This window comes from Stenotrophomonas sp. MYb238 (assembly GCF_009496535.1).
Lineage (GTDB): Bacteria > Pseudomonadota > Gammaproteobacteria > Xanthomonadales > Xanthomonadaceae > Stenotrophomonas.
Map to the genome: position 1 here is coordinate 118,670 of NZ_WIDL01000006.1, position 25,552 is coordinate 144,221.

Annotated in this window: 17 protein-coding genes; 2 read left to right on the top strand and 15 right to left on the bottom strand. The window is 68.5% G+C overall.

The genetic code is table 11. From position 1 onward, the window contains the following. Positions 1-129 precede the first annotated feature (129 nt). The 15 genes from CQ393_RS06130 to CQ393_RS06200 all read right to left on the bottom strand — a co-directional run bounded on the left by CQ393_RS06130 (position 130) and on the right by CQ393_RS06200 (position 22,742). Positions 130-1,494: a VOC family protein gene (locus CQ393_RS06130; protein ID WP_153190672.1), complete on the bottom strand. Its 1,365-nt coding sequence runs from the start codon at positions 1,492-1,494 to the stop codon at positions 130-132. A gap of 149 nt (positions 1,495-1,643) precedes the next feature. After that, the gene (locus CQ393_RS06135; protein ID WP_343199683.1) at positions 1,644-2,120 is read right to left on the bottom strand and encodes a hypothetical protein; all 477 of its coding nucleotides are present in this window, start codon (positions 2,118-2,120) and stop codon (positions 1,644-1,646) included. Positions 2,121-2,230: 110 nt separating this feature from the next. Then, positions 2,231-2,980, bottom strand: coding sequence for an HAD family hydrolase (locus CQ393_RS06140; RefSeq protein WP_153190673.1), 750 nt, complete (start codon positions 2,978-2,980; stop codon positions 2,231-2,233). Between the two features lie 96 nt (positions 2,981-3,076). Then, complete coding sequence (locus tag CQ393_RS06145; RefSeq protein WP_153190674.1) at positions 3,077-3,427, bottom strand: EF-hand domain-containing protein; 351 nt, start codon at positions 3,425-3,427, stop codon at positions 3,077-3,079. Between the two features lie 222 nt (positions 3,428-3,649). Next, positions 3,650-4,030 carry a hypothetical protein gene (locus CQ393_RS06150; RefSeq protein ID WP_153190675.1) on the bottom strand — a complete coding sequence of 127 codons (381 nt, stop codon included), beginning with the start codon at positions 4,028-4,030 and terminating at the stop codon, positions 3,650-3,652. 172 nt (positions 4,031-4,202) lie between these two features. Further along, a complete protein-coding gene (locus CQ393_RS06155) occupies positions 4,203-4,901 on the bottom strand; it encodes a M15 family metallopeptidase (RefSeq protein ID WP_153190676.1) in 699 nt (232 codons plus the stop codon). Between the two features lie 100 nt (positions 4,902-5,001). Further along, positions 5,002-7,041, bottom strand: a complete 2,040-nt coding sequence (locus tag CQ393_RS06160) for a hypothetical protein (RefSeq protein ID WP_153190677.1) — start codon at positions 7,039-7,041, stop codon at positions 5,002-5,004. Between the two features lie 57 nt (positions 7,042-7,098). Next, positions 7,099-7,857, bottom strand: coding sequence for an N-acetylmuramoyl-L-alanine amidase (locus CQ393_RS06165; RefSeq protein WP_153190678.1), 759 nt, complete (start codon positions 7,855-7,857; stop codon positions 7,099-7,101). A gap of 144 nt (positions 7,858-8,001) precedes the next feature. Next, positions 8,002-10,890: a TonB-dependent receptor gene (locus tag CQ393_RS06170; RefSeq protein WP_153190679.1), complete on the bottom strand. Its 2,889-nt coding sequence runs from the start codon at positions 10,888-10,890 to the stop codon at positions 8,002-8,004. Positions 10,891-11,413: 523 nt separating this feature from the next. Further along, positions 11,414-12,967, bottom strand: coding sequence for a serine hydrolase domain-containing protein (locus CQ393_RS06175; protein WP_153190680.1), 1,554 nt, complete (start codon positions 12,965-12,967; stop codon positions 11,414-11,416). A gap of 94 nt (positions 12,968-13,061) precedes the next feature. Next, positions 13,062-15,965, bottom strand: a complete 2,904-nt coding sequence (locus CQ393_RS06180; protein WP_153190681.1) for a TonB-dependent receptor — start codon at positions 15,963-15,965, stop codon at positions 13,062-13,064. Positions 15,966-16,093: 128 nt separating this feature from the next. Then, entirely contained in the window at positions 16,094-16,858 is a 765-nt protein-coding gene (locus tag CQ393_RS06185; protein WP_153190726.1) for an N-acetylmuramoyl-L-alanine amidase, read from the bottom strand. Positions 16,859-16,905: 47 nt separating this feature from the next. Next, positions 16,906-18,141, bottom strand: a complete 1,236-nt coding sequence (gene lysA, locus CQ393_RS06190) for a diaminopimelate decarboxylase (RefSeq protein ID WP_153190727.1) — start codon at positions 18,139-18,141, stop codon at positions 16,906-16,908. Between the two features lie 136 nt (positions 18,142-18,277). Next, positions 18,278-21,271 carry a TonB-dependent receptor gene (locus CQ393_RS06195; RefSeq protein WP_153190682.1) on the bottom strand — a complete coding sequence of 998 codons (2,994 nt, stop codon included), beginning with the start codon at positions 21,269-21,271 and terminating at the stop codon, positions 18,278-18,280. Positions 21,272-21,317: 46 nt separating this feature from the next. Then, positions 21,318-22,742: a transglutaminase domain-containing protein gene (locus tag CQ393_RS06200; RefSeq protein WP_153190683.1), complete on the bottom strand. Its 1,425-nt coding sequence runs from the start codon at positions 22,740-22,742 to the stop codon at positions 21,318-21,320. Between the two features lie 183 nt (positions 22,743-22,925). Between CQ393_RS06200 and CQ393_RS06205 the strand changes: the two genes are divergently transcribed. Both CQ393_RS06205 and CQ393_RS06210 read left to right on the top strand, forming a co-directional pair. After that, the gene (locus CQ393_RS06205) at positions 22,926-24,374 is read left to right on the top strand and encodes an SH3 domain-containing protein (protein WP_153190684.1); all 1,449 of its coding nucleotides are present in this window, start codon (positions 22,926-22,928) and stop codon (positions 24,372-24,374) included. Next, positions 24,371-25,468 carry a dipeptide epimerase gene (locus CQ393_RS06210; RefSeq protein WP_153190685.1) on the top strand — a complete coding sequence of 366 codons (1,098 nt, stop codon included), beginning with the start codon at positions 24,371-24,373 and terminating at the stop codon, positions 25,466-25,468. The genes CQ393_RS06205 and CQ393_RS06210 overlap by 4 nt, the downstream gene beginning before the upstream one ends. Positions 25,469-25,552: the final 84 nt, after the last annotated feature.

Below are 25,552 nucleotides of genomic sequence, written 5' to 3' on the forward strand. Positions count from 1 at the left end.
TTCCCTTTCGCAGCGACGGAGCCGACGGAAGGGGTCCCCAGAAGAGCAAAAGCCAAGAAAACAGCAGGAGCCAGCGGGGCAAGCCCCGCTGCTACGCGCTGCGGGCGCCGGGCTCGCCCCACATGCGGATCAGGCCGCCAACTGCGCCAGCGACTCCGCCTGCAGACGCTCGTAGATCGCGAACTCATCCGCCACCGTCGCCCCCAGCGCCTGCTCGAACGCCTCGCGGTTGGCACGCGCCGCATAGGCGCGCTGCTCCTCACCACCAAGATTGGACTGGAAGATGCCCGCCGCACTGACCGGCAGGAAGTCCTCGTAGACGATCGGCTCGGCGGTCGCCAACCCGCGCTCGATCAACACCTCGGCCGGCACCGTGCGCTCGGCCGCCGGCGTGGCGCGGCCGGCGTCGGTCAGCACGTAGCGGTAATAGCCCAGGCCTTCGCGGCGCAGGGTGGCGTGATCGTCGGGGAAGCCGACGAACGCGGCCTGCAGGCGCTGCGCGTAGTCGCCGCCGGTGCTGCCGGCACCGCCGCTGTCGCGCGCCTGCGCCAGCAGCGCGTCGTACAGCGCGCGGCCCTTCGGGGTCAGCGCCAGACCGCGCTGTTCGATCTCGCCGAAGCGCGCGGTATGCGTGCCGGCGGCGTTGTCCTCGCCCGAGGGGAAATGCACCAGCTCCTCCAGCGCCTTGAAACTGGTCTGGCGCAGCAGGATCGGGCAGTCGCGGCGCGGCGGGCCTTCGATCACCGCCTTGGCGGCGAGGCCGCGCGCATGCATCGACGCCTGCGCGGCGTCGATGTCCAGCGTGCGCGGGGTCAGGTGGTTGATGTGCGGGCCGCGGAAGCTGACCACGTCGGCCACCAGCCGGTGCGCAGCATGCAGCGCGTGGTAGGTGGCCAGCGACACGGTGGCGGCATTGTGCCAGCGGAAGGTCTCCAGCGCCTCGACCACGAAGCGCCACGCATCCCCGTCGGACAGGCCGCCGTCGCGTTCGCACTGTTCGATCAGCTGCAGCACTCCCGGGGTGAAGATCGAGCGGCGCGACAGGATCTGCGCGGCCTGCGCGCGCAGCGTCACGTCCTCGATCAGTTCCAACCGCAGCAGCGAGGTGAACACCCGGAACGGGTTGCGGTTGAGCGCCTCGCCGTCGACCGGGCGGAACGCGGTGGAGTGCACCGGCACCCCGGCTACCGACAGGTCGTAATAGCCCACCGGCTGCATGCCCATCACCGCGAACAGGCGCCGCAGCGTGCACAGCTCCTGCGCGGTGCCGACGCGGATCGCACCGTGGCGCTCCACGTCCAGGCGCTCGCGCTCGCCGCTGCGCTCCATCTGCGCGGCCAGTTCCGGCTGCGCGGCCAGCACGCCGGCGTTGACCTCGCCCACCAGTTCCACGAGCGTGCCGTACAGCGGCACCTCGGTGCGGTACATGTGCGACATCGCCTGCGAAAACAGGCTGCGGATGTGATCGGCGGAAACGAAACGGTCGGCGGTCATGGCGGGGGGGCACGGCGTGGCGGGGGAAGCGGCCATTTTCGCCCGGATGACGGCCCGGGTCATCCGTCGTCCCCCCGAAAACCCGTAGGAGCGGCTTCAGCCGCGAATGGCCCTGCCCGTGTGCGTTCCGGTCGCGGCTGAAGCCGCTCCTACGGGTGACCGCGGGCCGCGTCGCGCTGGGCGCGATCGCCCAGCTGGCGCCGCAGCAGCGCGTCCAGCTGGACCGGGCGGTCCCAATGGTCGTAGCTGGCCACCAGCGCATGACGCACGGCGCGCCAATGCAGGTTGTCCGGCGCCACCGGCAGGCTTTCCACCGCGGTCTTCCAGCCCTCGCCCGGGTGCCGGCTGCGCGCCTGCACCGGCTCGCGGCAGGTGGCGCCGATGGCCTGGCCCCAGAAGCAGGCGAACCAGACGTCGCCGGCCGCCCAGCCATGCTGCCGCATCAGCGCCTCGACGTAGCCGCGGCGCGCGCCGCCGTAGCGCACCACCTCGTCGACGAAAGCGTCGGGGTAGCGCGCGGCGTACAGGTTGACGTCGGCCAGCTGCCGGTCGAGCCAGGCGTCGCCGGTACCGGGTTCATAGGGAGCGTTGGCTGGCGTAGCGGGCGCCGGCTGGGCCAATGCCACGCCGGGAAGAACGAGGAACGCGTGGAGAGAAACGAGGAGCGAGAGAAAACCGCAGCGCAGCCACGTCGCTCCTGCCTTCGCCTCCGCGTTTACCCGTCCCCCGTTCCTGTTCACGCGTGCGCCGCCTCGATCGCCGCCACCGCTTCCGGCCACTGCCAGGCGGTATCGGCCAGGCGCAGGCGCGGTTCGTCGCTGGAAACGCCGTGCTCGGCCTCGTGCGCCCAGGTCACGGCGTACGGGGTGTGCACGCCCCAGCCGCCGAGCGCCAGCACCGGCTCGATGTCCGAGCGCAGCGAGTTGCCGATCATCACGAAGCGCCCGGCCGGCAGGTCGAACTCGGCCAGCACCCGCGCGTAGGTGGCCGGGTCCTTCTCCGAGACGATCTCGATGCGCGGGAACAGGTCGCGCAGGCCGGAGCGCTCGATCTTCTGCTCCTGGTGGAACAGGTCGCCCTTGGTGATCAGCACCACCGGCCAGCGCGCGGCGATGGCGGCCACCGCCTCGCGCACGCCGTCGATCACCTCGACCGGATGCTGCAGGGTGCGGCGGCCGATCTCGACGATCTGGCGCAGGTGCGCGGCGGAGATGCGCTCGCCGGTCAGTTCGATGGCGGCCTCGATCATCGACAGGGTCATGCCCTTGGCGCCGTAGCCGAACACCTCGAGGTTGCGCCGTTCCACCTTGAGCAGGTGCTGCGCGGTGCCGGCGTCGTGCAGGTCGATGTAGTGGCCGAGGACGGACTCGAAATCCTGTTCGGCCTGGCGGTAGTAGTCCTCGCTCTTCCAGAGCGTGTCGTCGCCGTCGAAGCCGACCAGGCCGACGGCGGGGGAAGGTACGGATGCGGGGGATGCGGAAGTCATGCGCCACAGGATAGCAACCGGCCCCGGCGCGGTCGCGCTGCCCCGGATGCGACAGGAGCGGCCAGCGGCCGCTCCTGTCGGACTGGCGCCGGCGGGTTACTTCTGCTGCGAGGCGGCGTAGGTACGGTACTCGTCGGGGGTCAGCTTGCCGTCCTTGTCGGCGTCGGCGGCATCGAAGACCTGGGCCAGGCCGGCATGGGCCTGCGCCTCGGTGCGGTTGATGCTGCCGTCGCCGTCGGTATCCAGGCTGGCCCACGACTGGCCATCGCCATTGGCCGACGCCGATGCCGCGGCGTCGGCGGCCGTACCCTGCTGCGCCTGGGCGGCCTGTTCCTGCGCCTGGCGTTCCTGCTGCGCCTGCGGGTCCTGGGCCATGGCCGGCATCGCCAGCGCGGCACCGACGGCGGCGACGAGGGCGAACAACGGGTTGCGGTTGCGAACGGTCATCGGGTGTTCTCCTGCGGTGTTGGGAAAGCGCGGTGGATCCGCACGCCCCCACCCTCGCAACCCTGCCCTGAATCGCACGCCCCCCGTGGATCGGCGGCAGACACGGCCTTAACCAACACCGCCCGCAGATCCATTACCGCCCTGGTTAGCGCGGCGTGAGCCGCGGGTAAGCCACGCATTCGGGCGTTCCATCGGCGGCGCCGTGGGCCGCCGCCAGCGCGGTTAGTCGACGCTGCTGTCGTCGATCGGCGCGGCGTGCGAACTGAACGCCCGCCATCCAAGCCCCACGCCGACCAGGGCACCGGCCGCTTCCAGCACCACGCGCGTACCCAGCTGGTCCGGATCGTGGATGCCGGCCAGCGCCAGCCGCGCGTACAGCGGCGACTCCAGCTGCACCATGCCCAGGTAGAACAGGTTCCAGCCGTCCACTCCGGCGCCGATGGCGACCGCCGCCAGGCACGGCCAGGCGATGGCATGGCCCTGCGACAGGCCGGCGCGGCGGCAGACCTGCCACCACAGGAAGAACACCACGAAGCCGACGGCGAGCGCGATCAGCGCCGCTTCCAGCGAGCCCAGCAGGCCGTAGTGCAGTTCGAGGTTCATCGGCTATCGGCCATCGCAACGGGGAGCGGCAGTGTATCCGGGCTGCGCAACCCGCGTAGGAGCGGCTTCAGCCGCGAAGGGGCTTGCGTGGAGATGCCGCGACAGCCACGTTCCCACAGGGGATCAATGGGAAAGCCCCTTCGCGGCTGAAGCCGCTCCTACGGGGGGACCGTCAGCGCACCGGGAAGTCGTAGGCGGTGTCGGGCGTCGGTTCGGGCCGGAACGTGTAGTGCCACCATTCCATCGGATAGTTGGCGAAGCCTTCGGCACGCATCGCGTCCAGCAGCAGCTGGCGGTTGGCGCGCTGCTGCGGGGTGATGTCGGGGCTGTCGGTATGGGCCAGCGGATCGAAGCGGTCGAAGCCGGTGCCCATGTCCACTTCCGTGCAACCGTCCTGGCGGCAGTCGAGCAGGCCCAGGTCCACGGTCGCGCCGCGGCTGTGGCCGGAATGCTCGGCGATGTAGCCGTCCAGCAACCGGCTCTTGTCGATGTTCGGGTAGTAGCGGGCCTTGGCCTGCTGGTCGGCCGGGTCGTGCGCCCAGGCGACGAACGCCTGCACCGACCGCACCGGGCGGTAGCAGTCGTACAGGCGCAGCGCGTGGCCCTGCGCCTGCAACGTGCGCTGCACGCGCGCCAGCGCCTGTGCGACGGGCGCGAGCAGGTAGCAGCGCGGCGCGTCGTAGCCGGGCACCGGGCGGCCGGTGAAGTTGTCGCTGCCGGCATAACGCATGTCCAGCGAGAAACCCGGCGCCAGCGTGGCGACATCCAGCATGCCGGCCTGCGCCGGCGTGGCGGCGGGGGAGACCGCCGGCGCTGCCTGTGCACTCGTGCAGGCCAGCAGCAGAGCCAGGGCATGGCCGCGGTTACGCATTGCAATCTCCTAGGGGCTTGTGGTGGTAGGAGCGCACTTCAGTGCGCGATGGGGCTCTACCGGCAAAGCCCCATCGCGCACTGAAGTGCGCTCCTACAGCTTAGTTCCGTTCGCGCAGGTAGCCGTTCAGGCCCTTGTCGCGCAGTTGCCGCGCCGCACCGGCCCAGTCCAGCGGCTTGCCGTTGTCCAGGCGCTCGAGCACCGCGACGATCGCCAGTTCCACTTCGGGCAGCTGCGCCGCTTCGGGCAGCCGCGCACGCTGGTCGATCGCCTCGTACAGCACGACGTTGGCCTCGGCATAGCTCAGCGGCGCGGTGGCGCCGTGCCGCGCGCGCCAGCGCTTGCCGTCGAGCACCGCGTTGACGTGCGACTGGATCAGGTAGGTGGCGCGGCCGATCAGCTTGAGGTTGCCCGGCTGCACCGCGGTCATGGTGTTGCCGACCGTGCGCCCGAGCCGCGCCATCACCGCGGTCGAATGCGCGTTGAGCAGCATCTTCAGCGCCAGCGTGCGGTCCAGGCCGAGCGGATCGCGGCGTTGCGGCAGGTCCAGCGCGATGCCCTGGGCCGCGCCGTCCAGGCCCTTCAGGTCGTCGCCGGCACCCGCGCCGTGTCCCACCGTGACGGTGAGCCGGCCGGCACCGGCATCGCCGAACGCCTGCCACCATTGCCGCGCGAGCGCATCCACCGGTTCGCCGGCGTAGCGCAGCAGCACGCCCAGGTCGTCGGTTTGCGGCGGCAGGCGCTCGCGGTTCTGCGGCGACCAGGATAGGTCGTACAGCGCCTGCTGCTCGGCGCCGGCGCGCTCCAGGCTGCGCAGCGCGGTACCGCGCAGCGCCGGATCGTCCACCTTCTGCTCGAACTGCGGGCGGTACTGCGCCGCGTCCAGCCCATGGAAGGGACGGTGCAGCAAGGCATCCCAGGCGGCCTGCGGGGTCGCCACCGGCGCCCATACGCGGATCCACGACGCCGGCGGCGTGGTGTCGGTGCGGTCCAGCGGCGCCAGCCGGAAGGTCGGCGCGCGCTCGGTGACGTCCACGAATACCGGCATCAGGGTCTCGCCGGCCAGGTAGGTGGCGTGGCGGCCACCGGCATAGGCCTGCGCCTCGCGCACGGTCCACTGCGCCAGCTGCGGCGCGCTGCCGGCCACGGTGCGCTGCAATCCGGCGAAGCCACGCAGCCGGCTTTCGATGCTGTCCTTGGCATCCAGGCCAAGGCGCTGCGCATCGGCCGCCGGCAGGTGCGGCAGCAGCAGCGCGCGCAGCGCGTCCTCCAGCACCAGGCCCAGTGCGTACAGGCTGGTGGTGGTGGCCTGCATGCGGGTGGAGCCGGTGATGGCCTGCGGGCCGGTGGGCAGCGCGATCTTGTGGATGCGCGCGTCGTCGAGCACGCGCCGGCTGCGCTCGAACGGGCGCAGCACCTCGTCCGGATTGTTGTAGACGAACCAGACCCGATCGGTGCCTTCCCCGCGCTGGTCGGCGGCGGCCAGCGCGGTGCCGATCACCGCCGAAGTCTCGCCACCTTCGGTCACCGCGAACACCACGTCGTCGGCACCAATGCCGTCATCGCGCATCTGCAGCGCGCCGATCAACTGCAGGTCCTCGAAGCCTTCCAGCGAGCTGATCAGCGCGCGGTCGCCACCGGTGATCTCGCCGCGCACGCGCTCGCCCAGGTCCGCCGGCAGCTTGGCGGCGATGCGCGGCCACGCCGGATCGGCCTGCATGCGCATCCAGAACGGGCGCCACACGCCGCTTTCCAGGGTCTCGGCCAGGCGCCCGGTGGACCCGGTGCCGTAGAAGTAGATGCGGTGGCCGTCGCGCAGCGCGCGCTGCACCGCGGCCGAGGCGGCATGCAGTTTCGCCATGCGCTGCGGGTCGTCGGCCAGCGCGGCGAAGGCGCGGGCCACGTCCTCGTCCACCGAGAACAGCTGCGACAGCGCCTGCGCCGGATCGGTCGCGGCCACTTCGCTCAGGTTCCAGGTCCTGGGGTGGCGCTGCTCGGTCAGCAGCGTGTGCAGCTGGAACTGGGTGCGCTGCTGCACGAACTCGGTCGATGCCGGCGACGGCGGCAGGCCCAGCCGCTCGCCGGCATCGGCGGCAAGAGCGGCCGGGCTGATCGCCGCCAGGCTCAGGGCGAACGTCATGGCAATGCGTCCGGTACGGGGGAAGGATGCACGGTTCGGTCGAGTCATGCGTCGGCCTCAGTTGTTCGCGGCGGGAGCGGCCGGGTCGCGCGAGGCCAGCGCATGCAGGATGCGCAGGTCCTCGGCGTCCAGTTCGGTGCCGCCCTGGCCGCGGAAGTGGTTGCGGAAGGCGCGCACCGTGGCGGCGCGGTCGTCCAGCGGATAGCCGATCAGGCGCAGCGCGGTCCACGGATCGAATCCGTCCGGCGCCGGCGGCGCGTCGGCGGCGGGCCAGCGGCCGAAGCCGGCGTCGGCCAGGCGCTTCCACGGGAACAGCGGGCCCGGATCGGGCTTGCGCGTCGGCGCAAGGTCCTGGTGGCCGATGATCTGGCTGCGCGGGATGCGCAGGCGCGTGCACAGGTCTTCCAGCAGCACCAGCAGGCTCTGGATCTGCGCCTCGGCGAACGGCGACTTGCCGTCGTTGTCCAGTTCGATGCCGATGGAGGCCGAATTGAGGTCGGTGAACGACCCCCAGCTGCCGGAGCCGGCATGCCAGGCACGGCGCTCGTCGCTGACCAGCTGGTAGTTTTTGCCGTCGGCGCCGATCAGGTAATGCGCGCTGACCGGGCCGCCGCTGTTGCGGCTGCGCAGCGTGTCCAGGCTCTGCTGCACCGAGTCCTGCTCGGTGAAATGGATGACGATCAGGTTGGGCCGGCGCACGTCCTGGTTGGGCGAAGGCACCCATGTCGCCAGCGGATTGCGCGGGGGCGTGTGGCCGCAGGCGGTGAGCAGGGCCAGCAGCGCGGCCGGGAGCAACAGCTTGGGGGACATCTTCATCAACGCCTCGCTTGCACAGCGGTGTGCTTCATGGATCGAGGCAGGACCGGCGCGCGGCCTGCCGACAACGCGAAGAAACGCGGGTGTCGCCGCCGGTCTGGCGGCGACGACGGAAGGGGCCCAGATGCCGGGCCCCGGGGTACGTCACTGGAAGCGGTACTCCAGCAGCAGGTTGAAGGAACGGCCGCGCGGGTCGGCCACGCGCGCTTCCCAGCCCGCGCCGTCGCCATCGTCCAGGTAGCGGACGGTGAACGGCGGATCGGTGTTGAGCAGGTTGCGGATGCCGAACGTCGCCTTCAGGTTCTCCATGCCGGACCAGGTCAGGCTGTAGTTGTAGGTGACGTAGGCATCGACCTTGCCGTCCCAGGCCGGCGGGGTGTAGCCGTTGACGATGCCGCCCGGCTTCCAGTCCTTGTAGCCGCCACGGTAGACCTGGGTCAGCGTCTGCGCCCAGTCGCCCTTGGCCCAGCCGAGGCTGACCGTGTGCTTCCACTTGATCGGCAGGTTGTAGTAACGCTCGTACTCGCCGACCAGGTTGTCGCTGTAGGGCAGGCTGTCGAAGGTCTTGGTCTTGAACGTGTCCAGGTAGTTGCCGTTGAGGTGGATGTTCCAGGTGCCGCCGGCGAGGTCGCCGCGCAGGTTGGAATCCAGCTCGATGCCGCTGGTCAGCGTGCCGCCGGTGTTGATGTAGCGCTGGTCGATGGCGGTGATCTTGCCGTTAGCGTCGCGGATGAAGTTGGACGCATACAGCGGGTAGTTCGCCGTCATCGTGGACAGGTTGAAGCCGCTGCGGATCGAGTTGAGCCGCTCGATCTCCCACCAGTCGACGCTGACGTTGAAGTTGCCGTTAGGCGCGATCACGAAGCCGATGCTGCGCTGCTTGGCTTCTTCCGGCTTCAGGTTCGGGTTGCCGCCGGTGATGATGTCCGGGCGGATCTGCTCGCTGCAGTTGGCCACGTCCGGGTTGTACTGGCCCTTCGGGCAGGTCGCCGGGTCGGCCAGGTCCAGGCCGGTGTACTGGCTCTCGGTGATGCCGCGGAACAGCTTGGCGAAGTCGGGCACCTTGAAGCCGGTGCTGTAGGAGCCGCGGAACACCAGCCAGTCGATCGGCTGCCACTTGAACGAGTACTTCGGATTGGTGGTGCCGCCGAAGCCGTCGTAGCGGTCGTGGCGCACGGCCAGGTTGAGCTCCAGGCTGTCCACCACCGGCAGGTTGAACTCGGCGAACACCGCCTTGACGTTGCGCTGCTTGGGCGACATGTAGTTGGCCGCATCGCCCGGCGCGCCGAACACGAACGCGTTGCCGGCGGTCCATTCCGACGGGCCGCTGAACTCGTACTCCTCGCGGCGCACGTCCACGCCGGCCGCGGCCTGCACGTCTTCCTCGCCCCACAGCTTGAAGCCGAGGCTGCCGCTGAAGCTGGCGTCGAAGGTGGTGGTGCTGGACACGCCCTTGTACAGCAGCAGGCCGCTGGCGTCGGCCGCAGCCATCGCGTCATAGGCCGCCTGCGACTGGTCCTGGCCCGGCATCAGGAACGGATTGAGCACGCCGTTCTTCAGCGCCGCCTTCAGCTGCGGCGTGTAGTAGTAGCCGCCGGCCAGCACCGACTGGGCGCGGCTCTCGGCGCGCGACAGGCCGATGTTGTAGTCCCAGGTACCCACGCTGCCGGTCATGCCGAACAGCAGGCGGTAGGCCTTGGTCTCGGTCTCCAGCTGGCGCGGGCCGCAGATCTCGCAGCGCCAGCGGTAGGTGATGGGGCTGCCGTAGACCAGGTTGGCTTGGTCGCCGAAGTAGTCGTGCAGCTGGTTGTAGATCGCGTCGTAGGTCGCCTTGGTGTTGGCGTTCAGCTCGTAGGCGTCGAGCTGGGTCCCGGTGGCGTTGATGCTGGTAGTGATCTGCTGCGCTTCGAACTGGCGCTTGGAGGTCACCTTGGAGCCCATGAACTCGGCGAAGAATTCATGGTTGTCGCCGACCTTGAAGGTGGCCCGGCCGATGCCCTGCACCGTGTCCACCGGCTGCTGGATGGTGCGCGCGCGTCCGTAGTCCCAGGCGCAGCCGAAGCTGGCGCCGGGGCTGGCCCAGATCTTGTCGCCGTAGTCGCCCATCATGTCGCCGCCGTTCTCGCAACCGGCGCCGCCGGGCAGGCGCAGCGTATTGATGGTGGTCTTGGTGAGGTTGCTGTTGGGGTCCTTCAGGCCGCCGCCGATGATGCTGCCGGTGCCGCTGACGATGTTGGCGAACGGCGTGCCGCGCGTATCCGGCGACAGGCCGCGGTCGGGCTGGAAGCTGTTGACGAAGTCGCGCTGGTTGCCGCGCAGGATCTTGTTCTTCTTGACGTTCAGCGCCGCCCACACGTTCCAGCGGTCGTTGTCCAGGTCGCCCCAGCCGCCGAGCAGGCTGCCGTGGAAGATGTTGCCGCCGCCTTCCTCGGTCACGTCGGCACCGGCGGTGACGGTGATGCCCTGGTAGTTGTTGCGGGTGATGAAGTTGATCACGCCGCCGATGGCGTCGGTGCCGTACACCGCCGAGGCGCCGTCGCGCAGCACTTCCACGCGTTCGATCGCGGCGAAGGGAATCGAGTTAAGGTCGACCACCTGGCCGGCCAGGCCGTGCGCGGCGACGCGGCGGCCGTTGAGCAGCACCAGGGTGGCGTCGGCGCCCTGGCCGCGCAGGTTGGCGCCGGACACGCCGTTGTTGCCGCGCGTGCCGGGAGGGGCGATGCCGCTGTTGGCGGCCAGGCTGTCCGGGCCGCTGCTGGCGATGTTCAGCTGCTGCAGCAGCTGTTCGGCCGAGGTGATGCCCTGCGCCTCGATCTCGGCCTTCTGGATGATGGTGACCGGCAGGGCGGCTTCGACATCGGTGCGCTGGATGCGCGAACCGGTGACCGAGACGCGGTCGAGGGTGCGCGCTTCCGGCGAAGTGGTGCCGGTGGCGGGCTGGGTCTGGGCGAAGGCGGCGAACGGGCTGCCGAGCGCCAGCAGCAGGGCCGCGCTCAGGTGGTGAAGCCGCGGGGTACGTGACAAGGCGGACATGCTCTCTCTCCAAAGGGAACGCGTAACGGGGAATGCTGCGGGAACGATGCCGGTCCACTTCCATATCCGTGCTGGCGGGGGTACGGCGACCATCCATCGATCCTCAAGGGGGCGGCACGATTCCGCCAAGGCAACCGGATGCGCGCCACCTCCCCGGGGCCGCACCTCTCCTTCCATGGTTGCACCGCACCGGGGAGCGTCCTTGTCTGCCGGCCTGCAACATGCCAAGCCCGACTGCAGGCCTGTCCAGCGCCGGGAAGCTCCACCACCACCTGCGTCGTGCAGGGCGCTGTGGAAAAAACGGCTGGCGCATCCGCCCCCGTCCAACCCGACTTCACAGCTGTTTAACACGGGGTGAATCCGGCGGTCAATAAACTATTCCCCATGCCCCAAGGCCATGGAAATAAAATATTTCCGTGATGCGCCGCACAATGCGCGCCGCATCGTCCATAGCCGTCGTGCATGGCCGCAGCGGAGGCGCGGCCTGCGGCTGGAGCATGCGGCAGCCGTCGGCCCATTGCACTCACGGACAATCACCGACCCGGCGGAATTCCAGGTCCTGGTAGTCGTAGCTGAAATCGATGTCCGGATCGATGGCGCGCATGCGCATGACGCGCTGCGATCCTTCCCCCGAGAACTCCAGCCAGGCCTCGGCGTCTTCGCCCAGCCCCTGCCACTGCACCCACGGGCGGCCGCCGGAGGACATGACCCGGCCGCGCATGGCCGGCGACTTCACCGCGGCGAAAACGATGCCCTTCCCAGCCGGGCACAGCGTGACCTGCCCGAACCAGGGATCGGCCCATACGCCGGCATCGGCCCTGAAATCGCGTGCCGCGACCGCCACCGCCGGCGCCATGGCCGGGCGCACATGGCCGTCGGAACGGCGCTGCGCCTTTTCCCGCTCCAGCAGGCCGGCGTAATGGAGGACATCGTGGCCGGCGGCCGGCGCGGTCTGGCGCTCGAGCAGCGCCTGCATCAGCGCCGTGCGTGCGTCCTCGCCCTCGCCGTTGATCAGGATGACCGCGCCGCCGCGCCGGTCCGGCAGCAGCGCCAGCGAGGAATACATGCCCGACAGCGTGCCGGTATGCGCCACCTTCCACTGCCCGTCCATGTCCGACAGGCGCCAGCCGTAGCCATAGGCCAGGAAGTGGGTGTTGTCCCAGTCGCGCAGGCGCTGGCCGATGGGCATGGGCATGTGCGCGGTCCACAGTGCGCGGCGCTGCGCGGTGTCCAGCCAGCCCGGCACCTGCGCCGGATCGAGCAGCGCCCGCATCCAGCGCAGCATGTCGTCGAGGCTGCAGCGCACGCCGCCGGCGGCCATCGACGGGAAATCGGCGGCCACCTCGCCGTCGCGCCCGCCCACCACGTTGCGCCCGTCCTGCCGGTAATGCGGCTGGGCGACGTTGCCCACCGCCGTGGGCGACCACTCGCCGACCTGGCAGCGATCCATGCCCAGCGGCACGAAGATCTCCTGCCGCACCAGCGCCGCATAGGGCTTGCCGCCGGCGACGGCGGCCACCTCGCCGGCCACCACGTACAGCAGGTTGTCGTAGGCGTAGTCGGCGCGGAAGCTGCCGGCCGGCTTGAGGTGCGCCAGCCCGGCGACGATGTCCTGGCGGGTGAAATGGTTCGGCTCCGGCCACAGCATCAGGTCGCCCGCGCCCAGGCCCAGGCCGCTGTTGTGGATCAGCAGGTCGCGCACCTGCATGTTGCGCGTGACCCAGGGGTCGTACATGCGGAACGACGGCAGGTATTTCGTCACCGGATCGTCCCAGCGCAGGCGCCCGGCCTGCACCAGCCGCGCCAGCACCGCCGCGGTCATCGCCTTGGTGTTGGAGGCGATCTTGAACAGCGTGTCGGCATCGATCGGCACGCCCTCGCCCGCGACCCGTTCGCCACGGGTGATGGTGCGGACGACCTTGCCGTCCTCGATCACGCCGACCGCGATGCCGGGCAGCTGGTAGTGCTCGAAGGCCTGCTGCACGGCCTTGTCGTAGAACGCCGCGTCGTCCGCGGGGGGCGCCGCGGCATGGGCGATGCCCGGCAACAGGGCGAGGCAGAGCAGTAGTCGTTTCATCAGCATGTTTCCAGAACCCGGCGGCAGGGATCGCCGCCGGGATGTTGCCGCAGGGAGAGCTGCGGCAACAGCTACCGAAAAACCCGGTCCGGCATCAGAAATCGATGTCGAGGTTGACGTACACCGCGCGTCCCATCAGGCCGTAGATGCCCTGGTAGTACGGGAAGGCGGTATAGGTATCGTCCTTCGGGCCATAGTTGTTGAACACGTTGACCACGTCCACGCCTACCCGCATGTGCTCGGTGATCTGCCGTGAGGCACTCGCGTTCCATTGCACGAACGGACGCAGCAGCTTCGTCGCGTAGTAGTTCATGCGCGGGCCGTTGCGGTAGCCGTACAGGTTGACGTTCCAGTCGTTCCTGGCCCAGCTCAGCGTCCAGTTGGTGCGGGTGCGGAAGGCCACGCGCGAGGTCCAGTGCATCGCGTCGTCCCAATCGTCGCCCTCCTTGACCTGTTCTTCGTAGCTGAGCACGCGGGTGAAACCGGCATTCACGCCGAAGTCGCCCAGCCTGCCCCAGGCCCAGTTGTACTTGAGGCTGGCGTCGAAACCGTCGGTACGCACGCCGGCCTGGTTGATCGCGCCGGAACTCAGGCCGGTGATGCGCCCTTCCGCGTCGCGCTGGACATAACCGGCGTACATCGCGCACTTGCCCGAGCCCGAGTCCACCGGGTCGCCATTGATCTTCGATCCCATCAGGCATTCGGTATTGCCTTCCAGGATGCCGTCGACGCTCAACAGCGAACTCTTGCCCTTGAGCTTGACCCGCCAGTAGTCGGCGCTGAGCGAGAAGCCCTGGAACACGTCCCAGACGAAGCCGATGCCGTCGGATTCGGCGGTCTCCTCGTGCAGCTGGGTGTTCATGCCGCCGGAGGTCCACCACAGGCCATCGACGTAGTCGCTGTTGTTGCACGCCCTGCGGCCCTCGGTCGTCGACAGGTCCATCCCGTCCTTGCGGCACATGTAGTCGTTGACGAAGTTGCCGTAGGACGACACCGGCCCGCCATACACCCACATCAGGTTCGGCGCGAGGAAACTGGTCTGGTGGTTGGCACGCACCAGCAGGTTGTCCAGCGGGCGCCACTCCAGCGCGGCCGCCCAGGTGGAGGCGCCACCGACGTCGGAAATGTCGTCGTATCTGTCGTAACGGCCGGCCAGGGTCGCAGTCAGGCGTTTGAACACCGGCACACGCAATTCCAGGCCGGTGCCGTAACGGTCGCGCGAACCGCCGCCCCAGGTGGCGTTGTAGTTGAAGGTATGGTCCTCGCCCTTGTAGGAATTGCGCGAGCGCACATCCGGGGCAAGGTCGTACTTGGAATGCGCGGCCTCGGCGACGAAGGCCATCTCCACCTCGCCAGCCGGCAGCTCGAACAACGGACCGCTGAACACGAACTGCGCGGTGCTGGCCGAGGACTTGTTGCGGTTGACCACGATGTCGGTCATGGCCATGAAGTCCGCCGCCGAGGTCGGCCCGAACATGTGCTGGAACTGCTCCGGCCCCAGGTCGTACAGCGGCCCGTCGTTGGCGGTGCCGATGGCCTCGCCGAACAGGAAGCCATGCACCTTGTTGGTCAGGCCCTGGCGCCACCAGCTCTTCATCTCGCTGCTGGAGAAGGTCAGGCCCATGTCCCAGTCGAAGCGGTCGAACACGGTGCCGCGCACGCCGAGATTGGCGCTGATGCCGATCTCCCGGTAGACGCGCTGCGGCATGCCGCCGGACTGCTCGGGATCGAGGATGCGCTGGTACTCGAACATGCCCAGGGTCTTGTCGGTGGCATTGCCCTGGTTGAACACGTACAGGCTGGCGCGGCTGGTCATCTGGTCGCGCGCATGCGTCACCAGCAGCTGGCCATAGCCTTCGAGGTTGTCGGTGAACCGGTAGTTGCCCGACACGTAGGCCGAGGTCTTGTTGTACTTGTTCGACAGCGTGGCCCAGTCGTAGTAGTGCATGTTGCCGCAGGCAGTCGGCGTATTGCCGTCGGCCGGGTCGTCGTACGGGTAGTACGGCGTGTACTTCGGGCTGGCATTGGCGCAGGAGTACTGCAGCGCGCCGCCGGCATCGGGCGATCCCGGGGAAGCGGTGACCAGGTTGCCCGCCCTGTCCAGCCACGAGTTGTAGTGCATGTAGCCGCCGGGCGTGTCGTAGAACCACAGGGTCAGGCCGTCGGCCGGCGCCCAGGTCAGCCGGTTCGGGTCCTTGCTCTGCAGCGGGGCGGTACGCATGTCGCCGATGCCCCGGTCATTGCGTTGCCAGGCGTAGACCGGCTCGCGGTTCAACTGCTCGAAGGCATAGGTGATGCTGCCGCGCTCCCAGGCCTTGCCGCCGCTGAACTGCAGGTTGCCGGTGTCGCCGCCGCCATCGGTATAGGTGCCGCCGCGGATGCGCAGGTGGTTACCTTCCCAGTTGTCCTTGGTGATGATGTTGACCACGCCGGCGACCGCGTCGGAGCCGTAGATGGCCGACGCGCCGCTGCTGAGCACTTCGATGCGCGCGACCGCCGCGGCCGGGATGCTGCCGATGCTGATGCCGGTGTCCGCCGGCGTGGACGCCGCCGCATAGTCGGCCATGCGCTTGCCGTTGAGCAGGATCAACTGGTAGCCCACCCCCAATCCGCGCAGGTTGAGATAGGACGCGCTCGGCGCCTGGTTGCCGAAGTTCCACTCGCCGCCGACGACGTTGCCGGTGAACTGGGTCAAGGTACCCAGCGCCTCGGCGATGGTGCTGAAACCTTCCTTCTTGATGTCCTCGGCGGTGATGACCACCACCGGAGACGGGCCTTCGACCTCGGTGCGCTTGATGCGCGAGCCGGTGACCTGGATCTTGTCCAGGGTCTGCGCGGCGGCCTTGTCCGTGGCGGCGGGAACCGGATCCGGGTTATCGGGTTGCTGCTGGGCGGCGTTGTCCGCGCTGGCGGCAGAGGCGAGGGCTGGCAGCGTCAACCCGATGATGATCGCCGCGACCAGCCGGCCGCGCTTCAGTTCGTTACGACAAACAGGCATTACGACCTCTCTCCGGTTTTCCCGGTGTGGTGGAAGGATGGAGGTTCAGCGAGGTGTAGCGGCGATGCAGGCCATCCCTGGCCGGGTAGCTCCTGCGGCGCAGGGCCGGATGCGGCCCCGGGCCCGGTTCAGTCGCGCGTTCGCAGCAGCGGACGGCTCAGGCCGTAGAGGATGCGCAGGTCTTCGGCATCGAGCTCGGCCCCCTGGCTGCGCATGCCGCGGAAATGATGGCGGAAGGATTGAAGCGCGTTGGCGCGGTCGTCGAGCGGGTAGCCGATGGCGGCCATCGCCAGCCAGCCGTCGAACTCCGGCGGCGGATCGCCGGCGGCCGGGTCGGGCCAGATGCCGAAGCCGGCCTCGTGCAGGCGCTTCCACGGGAACAGCGGACCCGGATCGATCTTGCGTCCCGGGGCGAGGTCCTCGTGGCCGATGACCTGCTGGCGCGGGATGCCCAGGCGCCGGGTGAGGTCGTCCAGCAGCACGATCAGCTTCTCGATCTGCACGTCCGGATACGGGGTGTAGCCGTCGTTGTCGATCTCGATCCCGATCGACGCCGAGTTGAGATCGGTGATGGTGCCCCAGCGGCCGTCGCCCGCGTGCCAGGCGCGCTTGTTCTCATCGACCAGCTGGTACAGCTCCCCGTCCTTGCCCAGCAGGTAGTGCGCGCTGACCGGGCCGTTGCTGTTGGCGGTCTGCAGGGTGCGCAGGCTGCCCTCGGCGGTCTTGCCGGCGGTGTAGTGCAGCACCACCACCACCGGCCGGCGCGTGTCGAAGTTGGGCGAGCGCTCCCACTTCGCCAATGGATTATGGTGCGCGCAGGCGCTCAACAGCAGCAGCGAGAGCAGAGGGACCAGGAACGGGCGAAGGCGGAAAGCCCGCGCCGCGCCCGTCATCCCGCCCTCGTGGATTCCTGGCTCCCCTCCACCGGTTCCTTGCTTCTTCATGCCCGCCTCCAGTCGCTGGCGGACTGCTCGCCGGCCAGCATTTCGTCCAAGCTCTGGCGGCAGCGCACCACCGCATAGCGCTCGCCGTCCACCAGCACTTCGGCCGGCAGCGGTCGCGAGTTGTAGGTCGAACCCATCGACGCGCCATAGGCGCCGGCGCCGAGGATCGCCACCAGGTCGCCGGCCTCGCAGCGCGGCAGCGCGCGCGCGGTGGCGAAGGTATCGCCGGTCTCGCAGACCGGCCCCACCACGTCGTAGGCGACGGTTTCGCGGCCGGCAACGGCGCCCACCGGCACGATGTCGTGCCAGGCGTCGTACAGGCTGGGGCGCAGCAGGTCGTTCATGGCCGCGTCCAGCACCAGGAAGCTGCGCGCCTGGCCGTGCTTTTCCAGCAGCACGCGGGTCAGCAGGATGCCGGCCTCGGCCACCAGCCAGCGCCCCGGCTCGACCAGGATGCGCCCACCGAAGCCGGCCAGCGCCTGGCCGATCGCATCGGCGTATTCGCGCGCATCCGGCGCCTGCTCGCCTTCGCGGTAACGTACGCCCAGCCCGCCGCCGACATCGATGCTGGCGATGGCGTGGCCGGCGGCCGCCAGTTCCTTCCAGAACGCGGCCATGCGCGCCAGCGCCTCGCGTACCGGCTCCAGGCTCAGCAGCTGCGAACCGATGTGCATGTGCAGCCCGTCCAGGCGCACGTCGGGCCATTGCGCCTTCGCATCGAACCAGGCGCGCGCATCGGCGATGGACACGCCGAACTTGTTCTCGGCCTTGCCGGTGGAGATCTTGGCGTGGGTTCTGGCATCCACGTCCGGATTGATGCGCACCGACGCGACGGCGGTGACGCCGCGCGCGGCGGCGATGCGCTGGATGGCGTCGAGCTCGGCGCGTGACTCGATGTTGAAGCGGCCGATGCCCACGTCCAGCGCCAGCGCGATCTCCGCGTCGGACTTGCCCACCCCGGAGAACACGATGTCGGCCGCGGCGATACCGGCGCGCAGCGCGCGTTCCAGTTCGCCGCCGGACACGATGTCCGCGCCCGCGCCCTCCTCGGCCAGCAGGCGCAGCACCGCGCCGTTGCCGTTGGCCTTCACCGCGTAGCGGATGCCGGCGTCCAGGCCGGCGAGCGCATCGCGCAGCGAACGCACCCGCTGGCGGATGGCCGGCGCGGCGTAGACGTACAGCGGCGTACCCTCGCGGGCCGCAAGGGCCGGCAGGTCCACCTGCCGGAACATGTCCGGCACGCCATCTCCGCCGTTTCGGGTGAATCCCTGATTCAAGGCATTGCTCCAAAAAGATGGCGGCCCCATGCACGGGCCGCCAGAGGAGGAACTCAGTACCGCGGTTGCATCGTCATCGTTTTCGGCTGGATCAGAAGTTCCAGGTCACGACCAGGTTCGTGTAACGGGGCGCCTGCCAGTTTGTGCCCTCGCCGAAGTAAGGCATCTTCGTTCCCGGCGTGCTCTCGTAGCGGGAGTGCACGTTGACCACGGTCTGGCGGTTGAGCAGGTTGTAGACCGACAGGCGTGCCTTCAGGTCGATACCCTCGACCGGCAGCGTCCACATCACGCTGGCGCCGAGGTCGACCACCCACGGCATGCGGCCGAACGCCCCACGCTCGGTGTAGACCAGCTCGCGATCGGCCCAGCTGGAACAGTTGGCCTTGCAGAGCCACCCCGAACCGCCGCCGCTGAATTCGCCCGGGCCACCCGCATTGCGGTTGTCGTCCGGCCACACCACGCCGAACGCGGTGATCGGGCCGCCGGAACGCGCCGACAGCGTGCTGCCGAAGGACCACTGCTCGTTGAGCTTGAAGGTTCCGCGCAGCTTGAACTGGTGGCGAGCGTCATTGAACGTTACGCCATAGCGCTCGTTGACCGCCGGATGGTCGTAGTACTGCACCAGGTTCGTGTCGTTGTAGCCGGTGTCCGAATTCACTGGTCCTTCGATGTTGCCTTCGCTCTTGGACAGGATGTAGCTGGCATTGAATGCCCACTTGTCATTCCACGCGCGGTCGAGCTGGAACTCCAGCGCCTTGTAGATGCGCTTGGGCTTCTTGTAGCCCATGATGTTGCCGCTGCCCAGCGCCTGGTAGCCGTCCTTGGACGAATCGATGGTCACCCAGCTGTTGGTATCCGGGCACCACAGCTGATTGGTCTCGCCCGGATTGATGATCGGCCAATCGCCCGAATACCAGTCGCAGCCTTCGACATGGTTGATGCGCACGTCCTCCACGGCGCGCGTCATGCGCCGGTAAGTGGCGTTGACGCCGTACGACCACTCCTCGTTGAGCGCCTGCTGGAAGCCGAGGATGAACTCGTCCTGGAAGACCTGCTTGAGATCGCGCGCCACCGCAGTGCGCACATCGGTGGGTGCCGGGGCGTTGCCGTCGGTGTTCACCGGGCCGATCTGCTGGCCGAGCACCGGCACCAGATAGTTGTTGCCGGTTGAGCTCTGCTTCTGCACCCAGCCATCGAGCACGTAGTAGGTGTGCTCGTCGGTGGTGCCGCCACCGAAGTAATCGGCGATTTTGTTGGTGAGCGGGGTGTAGTAGCGGCCCGCGTTGCCGAACACCTTCATCGAACCATCGCCCTTCACGTCCCAGCTGAAGCCCAGGCGCGGCGAGATCATGTCGCTGAAGGTGCTCTTGGCGAAGGTGGCGCCGGAGGCCAGCTTGTTGTGGAACTGGTCGAAGCGCACGCCGAGGTTCAACAGCAGGTTCGGGGTGACGTTCCAGTTGTCTTCCAGGTAGAACGCCTGCGCCTTGGTGCTGACCGGTGACCCGGTCACCTTGTAGCGCGCGTCGATGATGTCGGTGACGCCGGCCGGCAGCGCCACGCCGTTCACCGAACTGCCCGCGTCGACCACGAGCGCCTGGTACATGAATCCATCGCCGGGGTAGATCGTCGAGCTGTCCGAATCCATCACCTCCTGGTCCACGCCGAAGCGGAGCAGGTGGTCGCCCAGCGTCCATTCGAAGTCCAGGCGCGCCGCTTCGCGCTTGTCTTCGCGGCTGCTGATGGCGGCGTTGGTCGGGTGGCAGCCCTCGTTGGTCTTGGGGCCGTATTTCTTGGTGTAGCTGGACGCCAGCGTGATGATGCTGCACTCGGCGTCCATCGGGCTGTTGCTCACCGCGCTGCGCTTGTTGACGCCGTACATCGCCTTGGCGACGAAGTTGTCGGTGAGATGGCTGGTGTACGTCAACGACCAGTTGTCGCCACCGGAGGAACCGCTGCTCTGACCGCTGGATTCGCCGAAGATGTTGGTGTCCCAGTCGTAGTTGTCATAGCTGCTGGTCACCGAATCCGCCTTGTCCGAGAAGGCGAGCAGCTCCAGCAGATTGTTGTCGTTGATGTACCAGTCGAGCTTGGTGCCCCAGAAATCGTTGTTGCTCTTGGTCTTCCACGCCTCGGTGGTGTCGACGTCCTGCGACTTGCTGTCCCGGTTCTCGTACATCGCGAAGAAGAACAGCCTGTCCTTCATGATGGGACCGGACGCCCACACATTGGTCTTCATCAGCGGGCTGCGATCGCGGCTGGTGCGGTCGCGCTCGTCGATGGTGCCATCGCTGTGGAAATGGTCCTTCTTCGCGGACGCCCACGCCGAGGGCTCCATGGTGACTTCCATGCCGCCCTTGAACTCGTTGCTGCCCGAACGGGTGATGGCATTGATGACGCCACCCGTGCTGCGGCCGAACTCGGCCGAGTAACCGCCGGTCTTGACCTGGAACTCTTCATAGAAGTTGAAGGGAACCGTCGAGAAACCCTGTCGGCGGTACGGATCGGTGACGTTCAGCCCATTGATGTAGGCCACGTTCTCCGCGACGGAGGAGCCGCCGAAGCTCAGGCCGCCGAAGCTCGATCCCGAGCTCACCACGCCCGGTGCCAACAACGCGACGGCGGCCACGCTCTGGTCCACCGGCATGCGCGACAGCTCTTCGCGGTTGATGTTGAACGAGGACTCGGTCGAGTACACATCCACCCGGTTCACGATGCGCGAGCCGACCACCTGCACCGAGTCCAGCGTCACCGCGCCCGCGTCGCCGCCGCCGAGATTGACAGTGGTGGTGCCGCCCAGCGATACGTTGACCGCCACCGGCTCCTTGTCGCTCTGCCCGTCGCGCTTGACCGTCAGGCTGTAGTCGCCCACCGGCAGCTGGCTCAGGCGGTAGCCGCCGTCGCGGCCGACCGTCAGCGTGCGGGTCAGCCCGGTGGCCGTGTTGGTGATGGTGATCTGGTCACCGGCGTTGGCGCGGCCGGCAATGGCGCCGGTGGCGCTCTGCGCCATCACCGTGGGCGCCAGCGCCCCCAGGCACGCACCCAGCGCGACGCTGAGCGCCGCCTTCTTCAGCATTTTCGTATTCATTCCCTGCTCTCTCCTGCAGATGTTGGAAGTAACGCGCAGCGAACCTTCAGCCCTCCGGCGGCGCCAGCACCTGCCACCGGAAGTCGTAGTCCCACTGATCGAAATAAAGATTGCCGCCCGCCCATTCGGCCTCGCCGCGCTGCGAATCCACGGTTTCCGAGCGGAAGTGCCGCTTGGCGGGCACCAGCGGCTGCGCGTAGTCGTCATTGAAGGCAATGCGGTAGGCATCCAGCCCGCCGAAGTAGAAATCGCGCACCGCCGGTACCGGGCTGTCGAGCGCGCCGGTGGTCACGTCCATCGGCACCCAGCCGTACGGCGCCAGGTACAGCGCGCCCCAGTCGTGCAGGTTGCTGTAGCCGGTGTCGTTGTCCGAATACACCATGCCCGACTGCCAGCGCGCGGGAATGCCGTTCAGGCGCAGCAGGCTCATCAGCAGCAGCGTCTGCTGCCCGCAGTCGGCATGGTTGGAGTGCAGCGCGTAGTCGCTGATGTTGCCGATGGTCGAGTACTCGCGCGCGCCGCCCCAGGGGATGCGGTCGACCGCATCGAACAGCTTGCGCGCGATCCGGTAAGGGTTGGTCTCCTCGCCCACCACGCGCCGCGAGAACTCGCGCAGCGCTGGAGTGAACACGATGTGCGGCGCGCGTTCGGCCAGGTACGGCGCCAGCGCCGGGTCGTCGGGCGTGGGCCGCACCGCGTCCGGGTCGATGGCGAAATGGCGCGCGTAGATAGTGACCTCGTAGCTGACCGAGAATTCGGTCGGCGTGCCGGCCACCGCCTTGCGTTCGAGGTAGGCGGTGCGCTGCAGCGTGGCTTCCGGCGCGACCTGCGCGCCGGCCGGCACGCTGTCCAGCCAGCGGATGTCCTGCTGCTGGCCGGGAATGGCGCGCGGATACGGGATCCAGGCGCGCACGGTCTCGCCGGCCGGTACCGCGTCGGCCTTGACCGTGAGCGATTGGGTGACGCGCACCCGCCGCGGCGCGACGCTGGTGGCGCCGGCCTGCGCGGCCTTGAGCGCCTCGAGGTGGTGCGGCGTGACCACCTCGAACGGTCCGGGCGCCGGCGGCCTGATCGTCGGCGAACGCCGCGCGGCCGCGGCGTCGCTGACCAGGAACAGGTTCGAAGGCGCGCGGTTGAACCAGCGGCGCTGGCCGTCGATGTCCAGGTGTTCGATCAGCCCGGCGTCGTCCCAGGCGCGGAACTCGTCCTCGCGCAGGTCGGGGATGTAGCGGCGTACGGCGGCCATCGCGCGCTCGCGGTCCAGGCTGAAATCCAGTTGCATGCGGCGCATGCGCTCGCGCTGGAACAGATAAGCATCGCGCTGCGCGTCGCCCAGCGCTGGCTGCTGCAGCGCAGCGTCGATCTGCGCGCCGGCGCCGGCGAAATCGCCGCGGTCCACGCGCGCGGCCAGCTGTTCCAGCGTGTCGGCGGCGCCCGCGGCGCCCGACAACAGGCACAGCAGGCCCGCCATTAGCCGGTACCGGGCAGGCCTGAAAGCGACTGGGACTTGGCGCAATGCTGGATCCACGGCAACACTTCCACGAACACGCGGGATAACGGTTGTGTAACACGCATGCGACAACGGGTCAATAATTTATTCTTGATTTCATGGAAGAAAGGAATAAATATTCCATTGCATCCAGAGGGAGTCCTCATGAACGCCATTCCCGCCCGGCCCCGCCGCCGGCGCCTCGCCCGGGCCTGCTGGTCCTTCCTGATCGCCGCGCCGCTGTGCGCGGGACCGGCCTTCGCGCTCGGCGCGGCCACCGCCTCGCCGCAGGACTACGCCGGCGTGATCGGCCTGCGCGAGGACTACCTCTCGGCCGCGCACTGGATCGCGCAGGTGTCCGATCCGGACCGGGTGATCCTGGACCGCGCCGGCATCGCCGCGCAGAACGCACGCATGCGCCAGCTCGACAGTTCCATCCACGACCTGCGCGCCCTGCCCGCCACGCTGCCGCGCGGCTTCGTGCGCGAACAGATCGAGGCGATCTCGCGCCCGCCCACGCGCACGCTGTACGACGTGCAGGGCAAGCAGATCGGCGCGGCGCAGCTGCGCGCGATCGCCGACAACCTCGCGCTGGAGCGCATCGCCGACAAGCGCCCGCTGCAGTACGGCCTGGTGGTGCACCGCGCTGCGCTGCGCGCCTTCCCCACCGGACTGCGCGCGTTCTCCAGCAACGACGACACCGACATCGACCGCTTCCAGGAATCGGCGCTGTTCCCCGGCGACGCCGTGGCGGTGCTGCATGAAAGCGCGGACGGCGACTGGCTGTTCGTCGCCAGCGAGCGCTACGTGGCCTGGGTCGAGAAGCGCTTCGTCGGCATCGGCGACGCCGCGCAGGTATTCGGCTACGGCGCCGGCGGCCCGCACCGGGTGATCACCGGCGCCACCGCCACCACCGCCTATACGCCGGAGGAACCGCGCGTCTCGCGCCTGCAGCTGGACATGGGCGTGCGCGTGCCGGTACTGGCCGACTGGCCGGCGCTGGAACCGGTCAACGGACAGCAGGGCCATGCCGCGCATGTCATCCAGCTGCCGGTGCGCAACGACGACGGCAGCCTGGCGCTGGTGCCGGCGCTGCTGCCGCGTTCGCAGGACAGCAGCGACGGCTACCTGGCGCTGACCCCGCGCAACCTGCTCATCCAGGCCTTCAAGTTCCTCGGCGAGCGCTACGGCTGGGGCCATTCCTATGACACCCGCGACTGCAGCGGCTTCGTCTCCGAGGTCTACCGCAGCTTCGGCGTGCTGCTGCCGCGCAATACCAGCGCGCAGGCGGTAAGCCCGGCGCTGGACCGCATCGCCTTCGGCGACAAGGACGGCAAGGCCAGGCGCGATGCGGCGGTGGACGCGCTGCAGGTCGGCGACCTGGTCTACATCCCCGGCCATGTGATGATGACCATCGGCCATGCCGACGGCATGGCCTGGATGATCCACGATACCTCCGGTGGCAGCTGGTTCGGCGCCGACGGCAAGCGGATTCCCGCCCACCTCAATGGCGTCTCGGTGACGCCGCTGCAGCCGATGATGGCCAGCGACACCGCCAGCTACGTCGACCGCATCACCAACATCCAGCGCATCCGCCCGCATACCGCCAAATGAAGATCACCGACATCGAACTGGGCATGCTGCGCGTGCCCCTGAAAACCCCGTTCAAGACCGCGCTGCGCACCGTCGAATCGGTCGAGGACATCGTGGTGCTGGTGCGCACCGACAGCGGCCACACCGGCTACGGCGAGGCGCCGGCCACCGCGGTGATCACCGGCGACACCCACGGCTCGATCATCGAAGCCATCAACAACTTCATCAAGCCGCGCCTGATCGGCGAGGACGTCGCCAACCTCAACCGCATCTGCGGGCTGGTGCAGTCCTCGCTGGAGCGCAACACCAGCGCCAAGGCGGCGGTGGAGATCGCCATCTACGACCTGTGGGCGCAGCTGCACGGCGCGCCGCTGTACCAGATGCTCGGCGGCGGCGACCCGGTGATCACCACCGACATCACCATCAGCGTGGACTACATCGACAAGATGGTGGCCGATTCGCTGTCGGCGATCGAGCGCGGCTTCGAGTCGCTGAAGATCAAGGTCGGCAAGGACATCGGCCTGGACATCGAGCGGGTCAAGGCGATCCACGCCGCGGTCGAGGGCCGCGCCCTGCTGCGCCTGGACGCCAACCAGGGCTGGACCGCCAAGCAGGCGGTCTACGCCATGAACGCGCTGGAGAACGCCGGCGTGGTGCTGGAACTGCTGGAGCAGCCGGTCAAGGCCGCCGACATCGACGGCATGAAGTACGTCACCGAGCGCGTCAACACGCCGGTGATGGCCGACGAGAGCGTGTTCGGCCCGCACCAGGTGTTCGACCTGATCCACCAGCGCGCGGCGGACATCATCAACATCAAGTTGATGAAGACCGGCGGCCTCTCCAACGCGATCAAGGTCGCCGACATCGCCTCGCTGTACGGCATTCCCTGCATGATCGGCTGCATGCTCGAATCGAGCATCAGCGTGGCCGCGGCGGTGCACCTGGCGGTGGCCAAGTCCGGCGCGATCACCAAGGTCGACCTGGACGGCCCGTCGCTGAGCCTGTTCAACCCGGTCAACGGCGGGGTGATCTTCAATGAATCGGAGATCAGCATCACCGATGCGCCGGGGCTGGGCATCACCGAGGTGCGTGGGCTGGAGATGCTGAAGGCATGACCGGCGTGGCGACGGCAACCGACCTTGTTGCTGTCGCCCTTCCTCCCGGGTGCGCCGCACTCGAGGAAGCCAGGAAAAATGCCT

Coding starts and splice junctions, on each gene's coding strand:
- CQ393_RS06130 (WP_153190672.1), bottom strand. CDS start 1,494: ATGACCGCCGACCGTTTCGTTTCCGCCGATCACATCCGCAGCCTGTTT.
- CQ393_RS06140 (WP_153190673.1), bottom strand. CDS start 2,980: ATGACTTCCGCATCCCCCGCATCCGTACCTTCCCCCGCCGTCGGCCTG.
- CQ393_RS06145 (WP_153190674.1), bottom strand. CDS start 3,427: ATGACCGTTCGCAACCGCAACCCGTTGTTCGCCCTCGTCGCCGCCGTC.
- CQ393_RS06150 (WP_153190675.1), bottom strand. CDS start 4,030: ATGAACCTCGAACTGCACTACGGCCTGCTGGGCTCGCTGGAAGCGGCG.
- CQ393_RS06155 (WP_153190676.1), bottom strand. CDS start 4,901: ATGCGTAACCGCGGCCATGCCCTGGCTCTGCTGCTGGCCTGCACGAGT.
- CQ393_RS06160 (WP_153190677.1), bottom strand. CDS start 7,041: ATGACGTTCGCCCTGAGCCTGGCGGCGATCAGCCCGGCCGCTCTTGCC.
- CQ393_RS06165 (WP_153190678.1), bottom strand. CDS start 7,857: ATGAAGATGTCCCCCAAGCTGTTGCTCCCGGCCGCGCTGCTGGCCCTG.
- CQ393_RS06170 (WP_153190679.1), bottom strand. CDS start 10,890: ATGTCCGCCTTGTCACGTACCCCGCGGCTTCACCACCTGAGCGCGGCC.
- CQ393_RS06175 (WP_153190680.1), bottom strand. CDS start 12,967: ATGAAACGACTACTGCTCTGCCTCGCCCTGTTGCCGGGCATCGCCCAT.
- CQ393_RS06180 (WP_153190681.1), bottom strand. CDS start 15,965: ATGCCTGTTTGTCGTAACGAACTGAAGCGCGGCCGGCTGGTCGCGGCG.
- CQ393_RS06185 (WP_153190726.1), bottom strand. CDS start 16,858: ATGACGGGCGCGGCGCGGGCTTTCCGCCTTCGCCCGTTCCTGGTCCCT.
- lysA (WP_153190727.1), bottom strand. CDS start 18,141: ATGTTCCGGCAGGTGGACCTGCCGGCCCTTGCGGCCCGCGAGGGTACG.
- CQ393_RS06195 (WP_153190682.1), bottom strand. CDS start 21,271: ATGAATACGAAAATGCTGAAGAAGGCGGCGCTCAGCGTCGCGCTGGGT.
- CQ393_RS06200 (WP_153190683.1), bottom strand. CDS start 22,742: ATGGCGGGCCTGCTGTGCCTGTTGTCGGGCGCCGCGGGCGCCGCCGAC.
- CQ393_RS06205 (WP_153190684.1), top strand. CDS start 22,926: ATGAACGCCATTCCCGCCCGGCCCCGCCGCCGGCGCCTCGCCCGGGCC.
- CQ393_RS06210 (WP_153190685.1), top strand. CDS start 24,371: ATGAAGATCACCGACATCGAACTGGGCATGCTGCGCGTGCCCCTGAAA.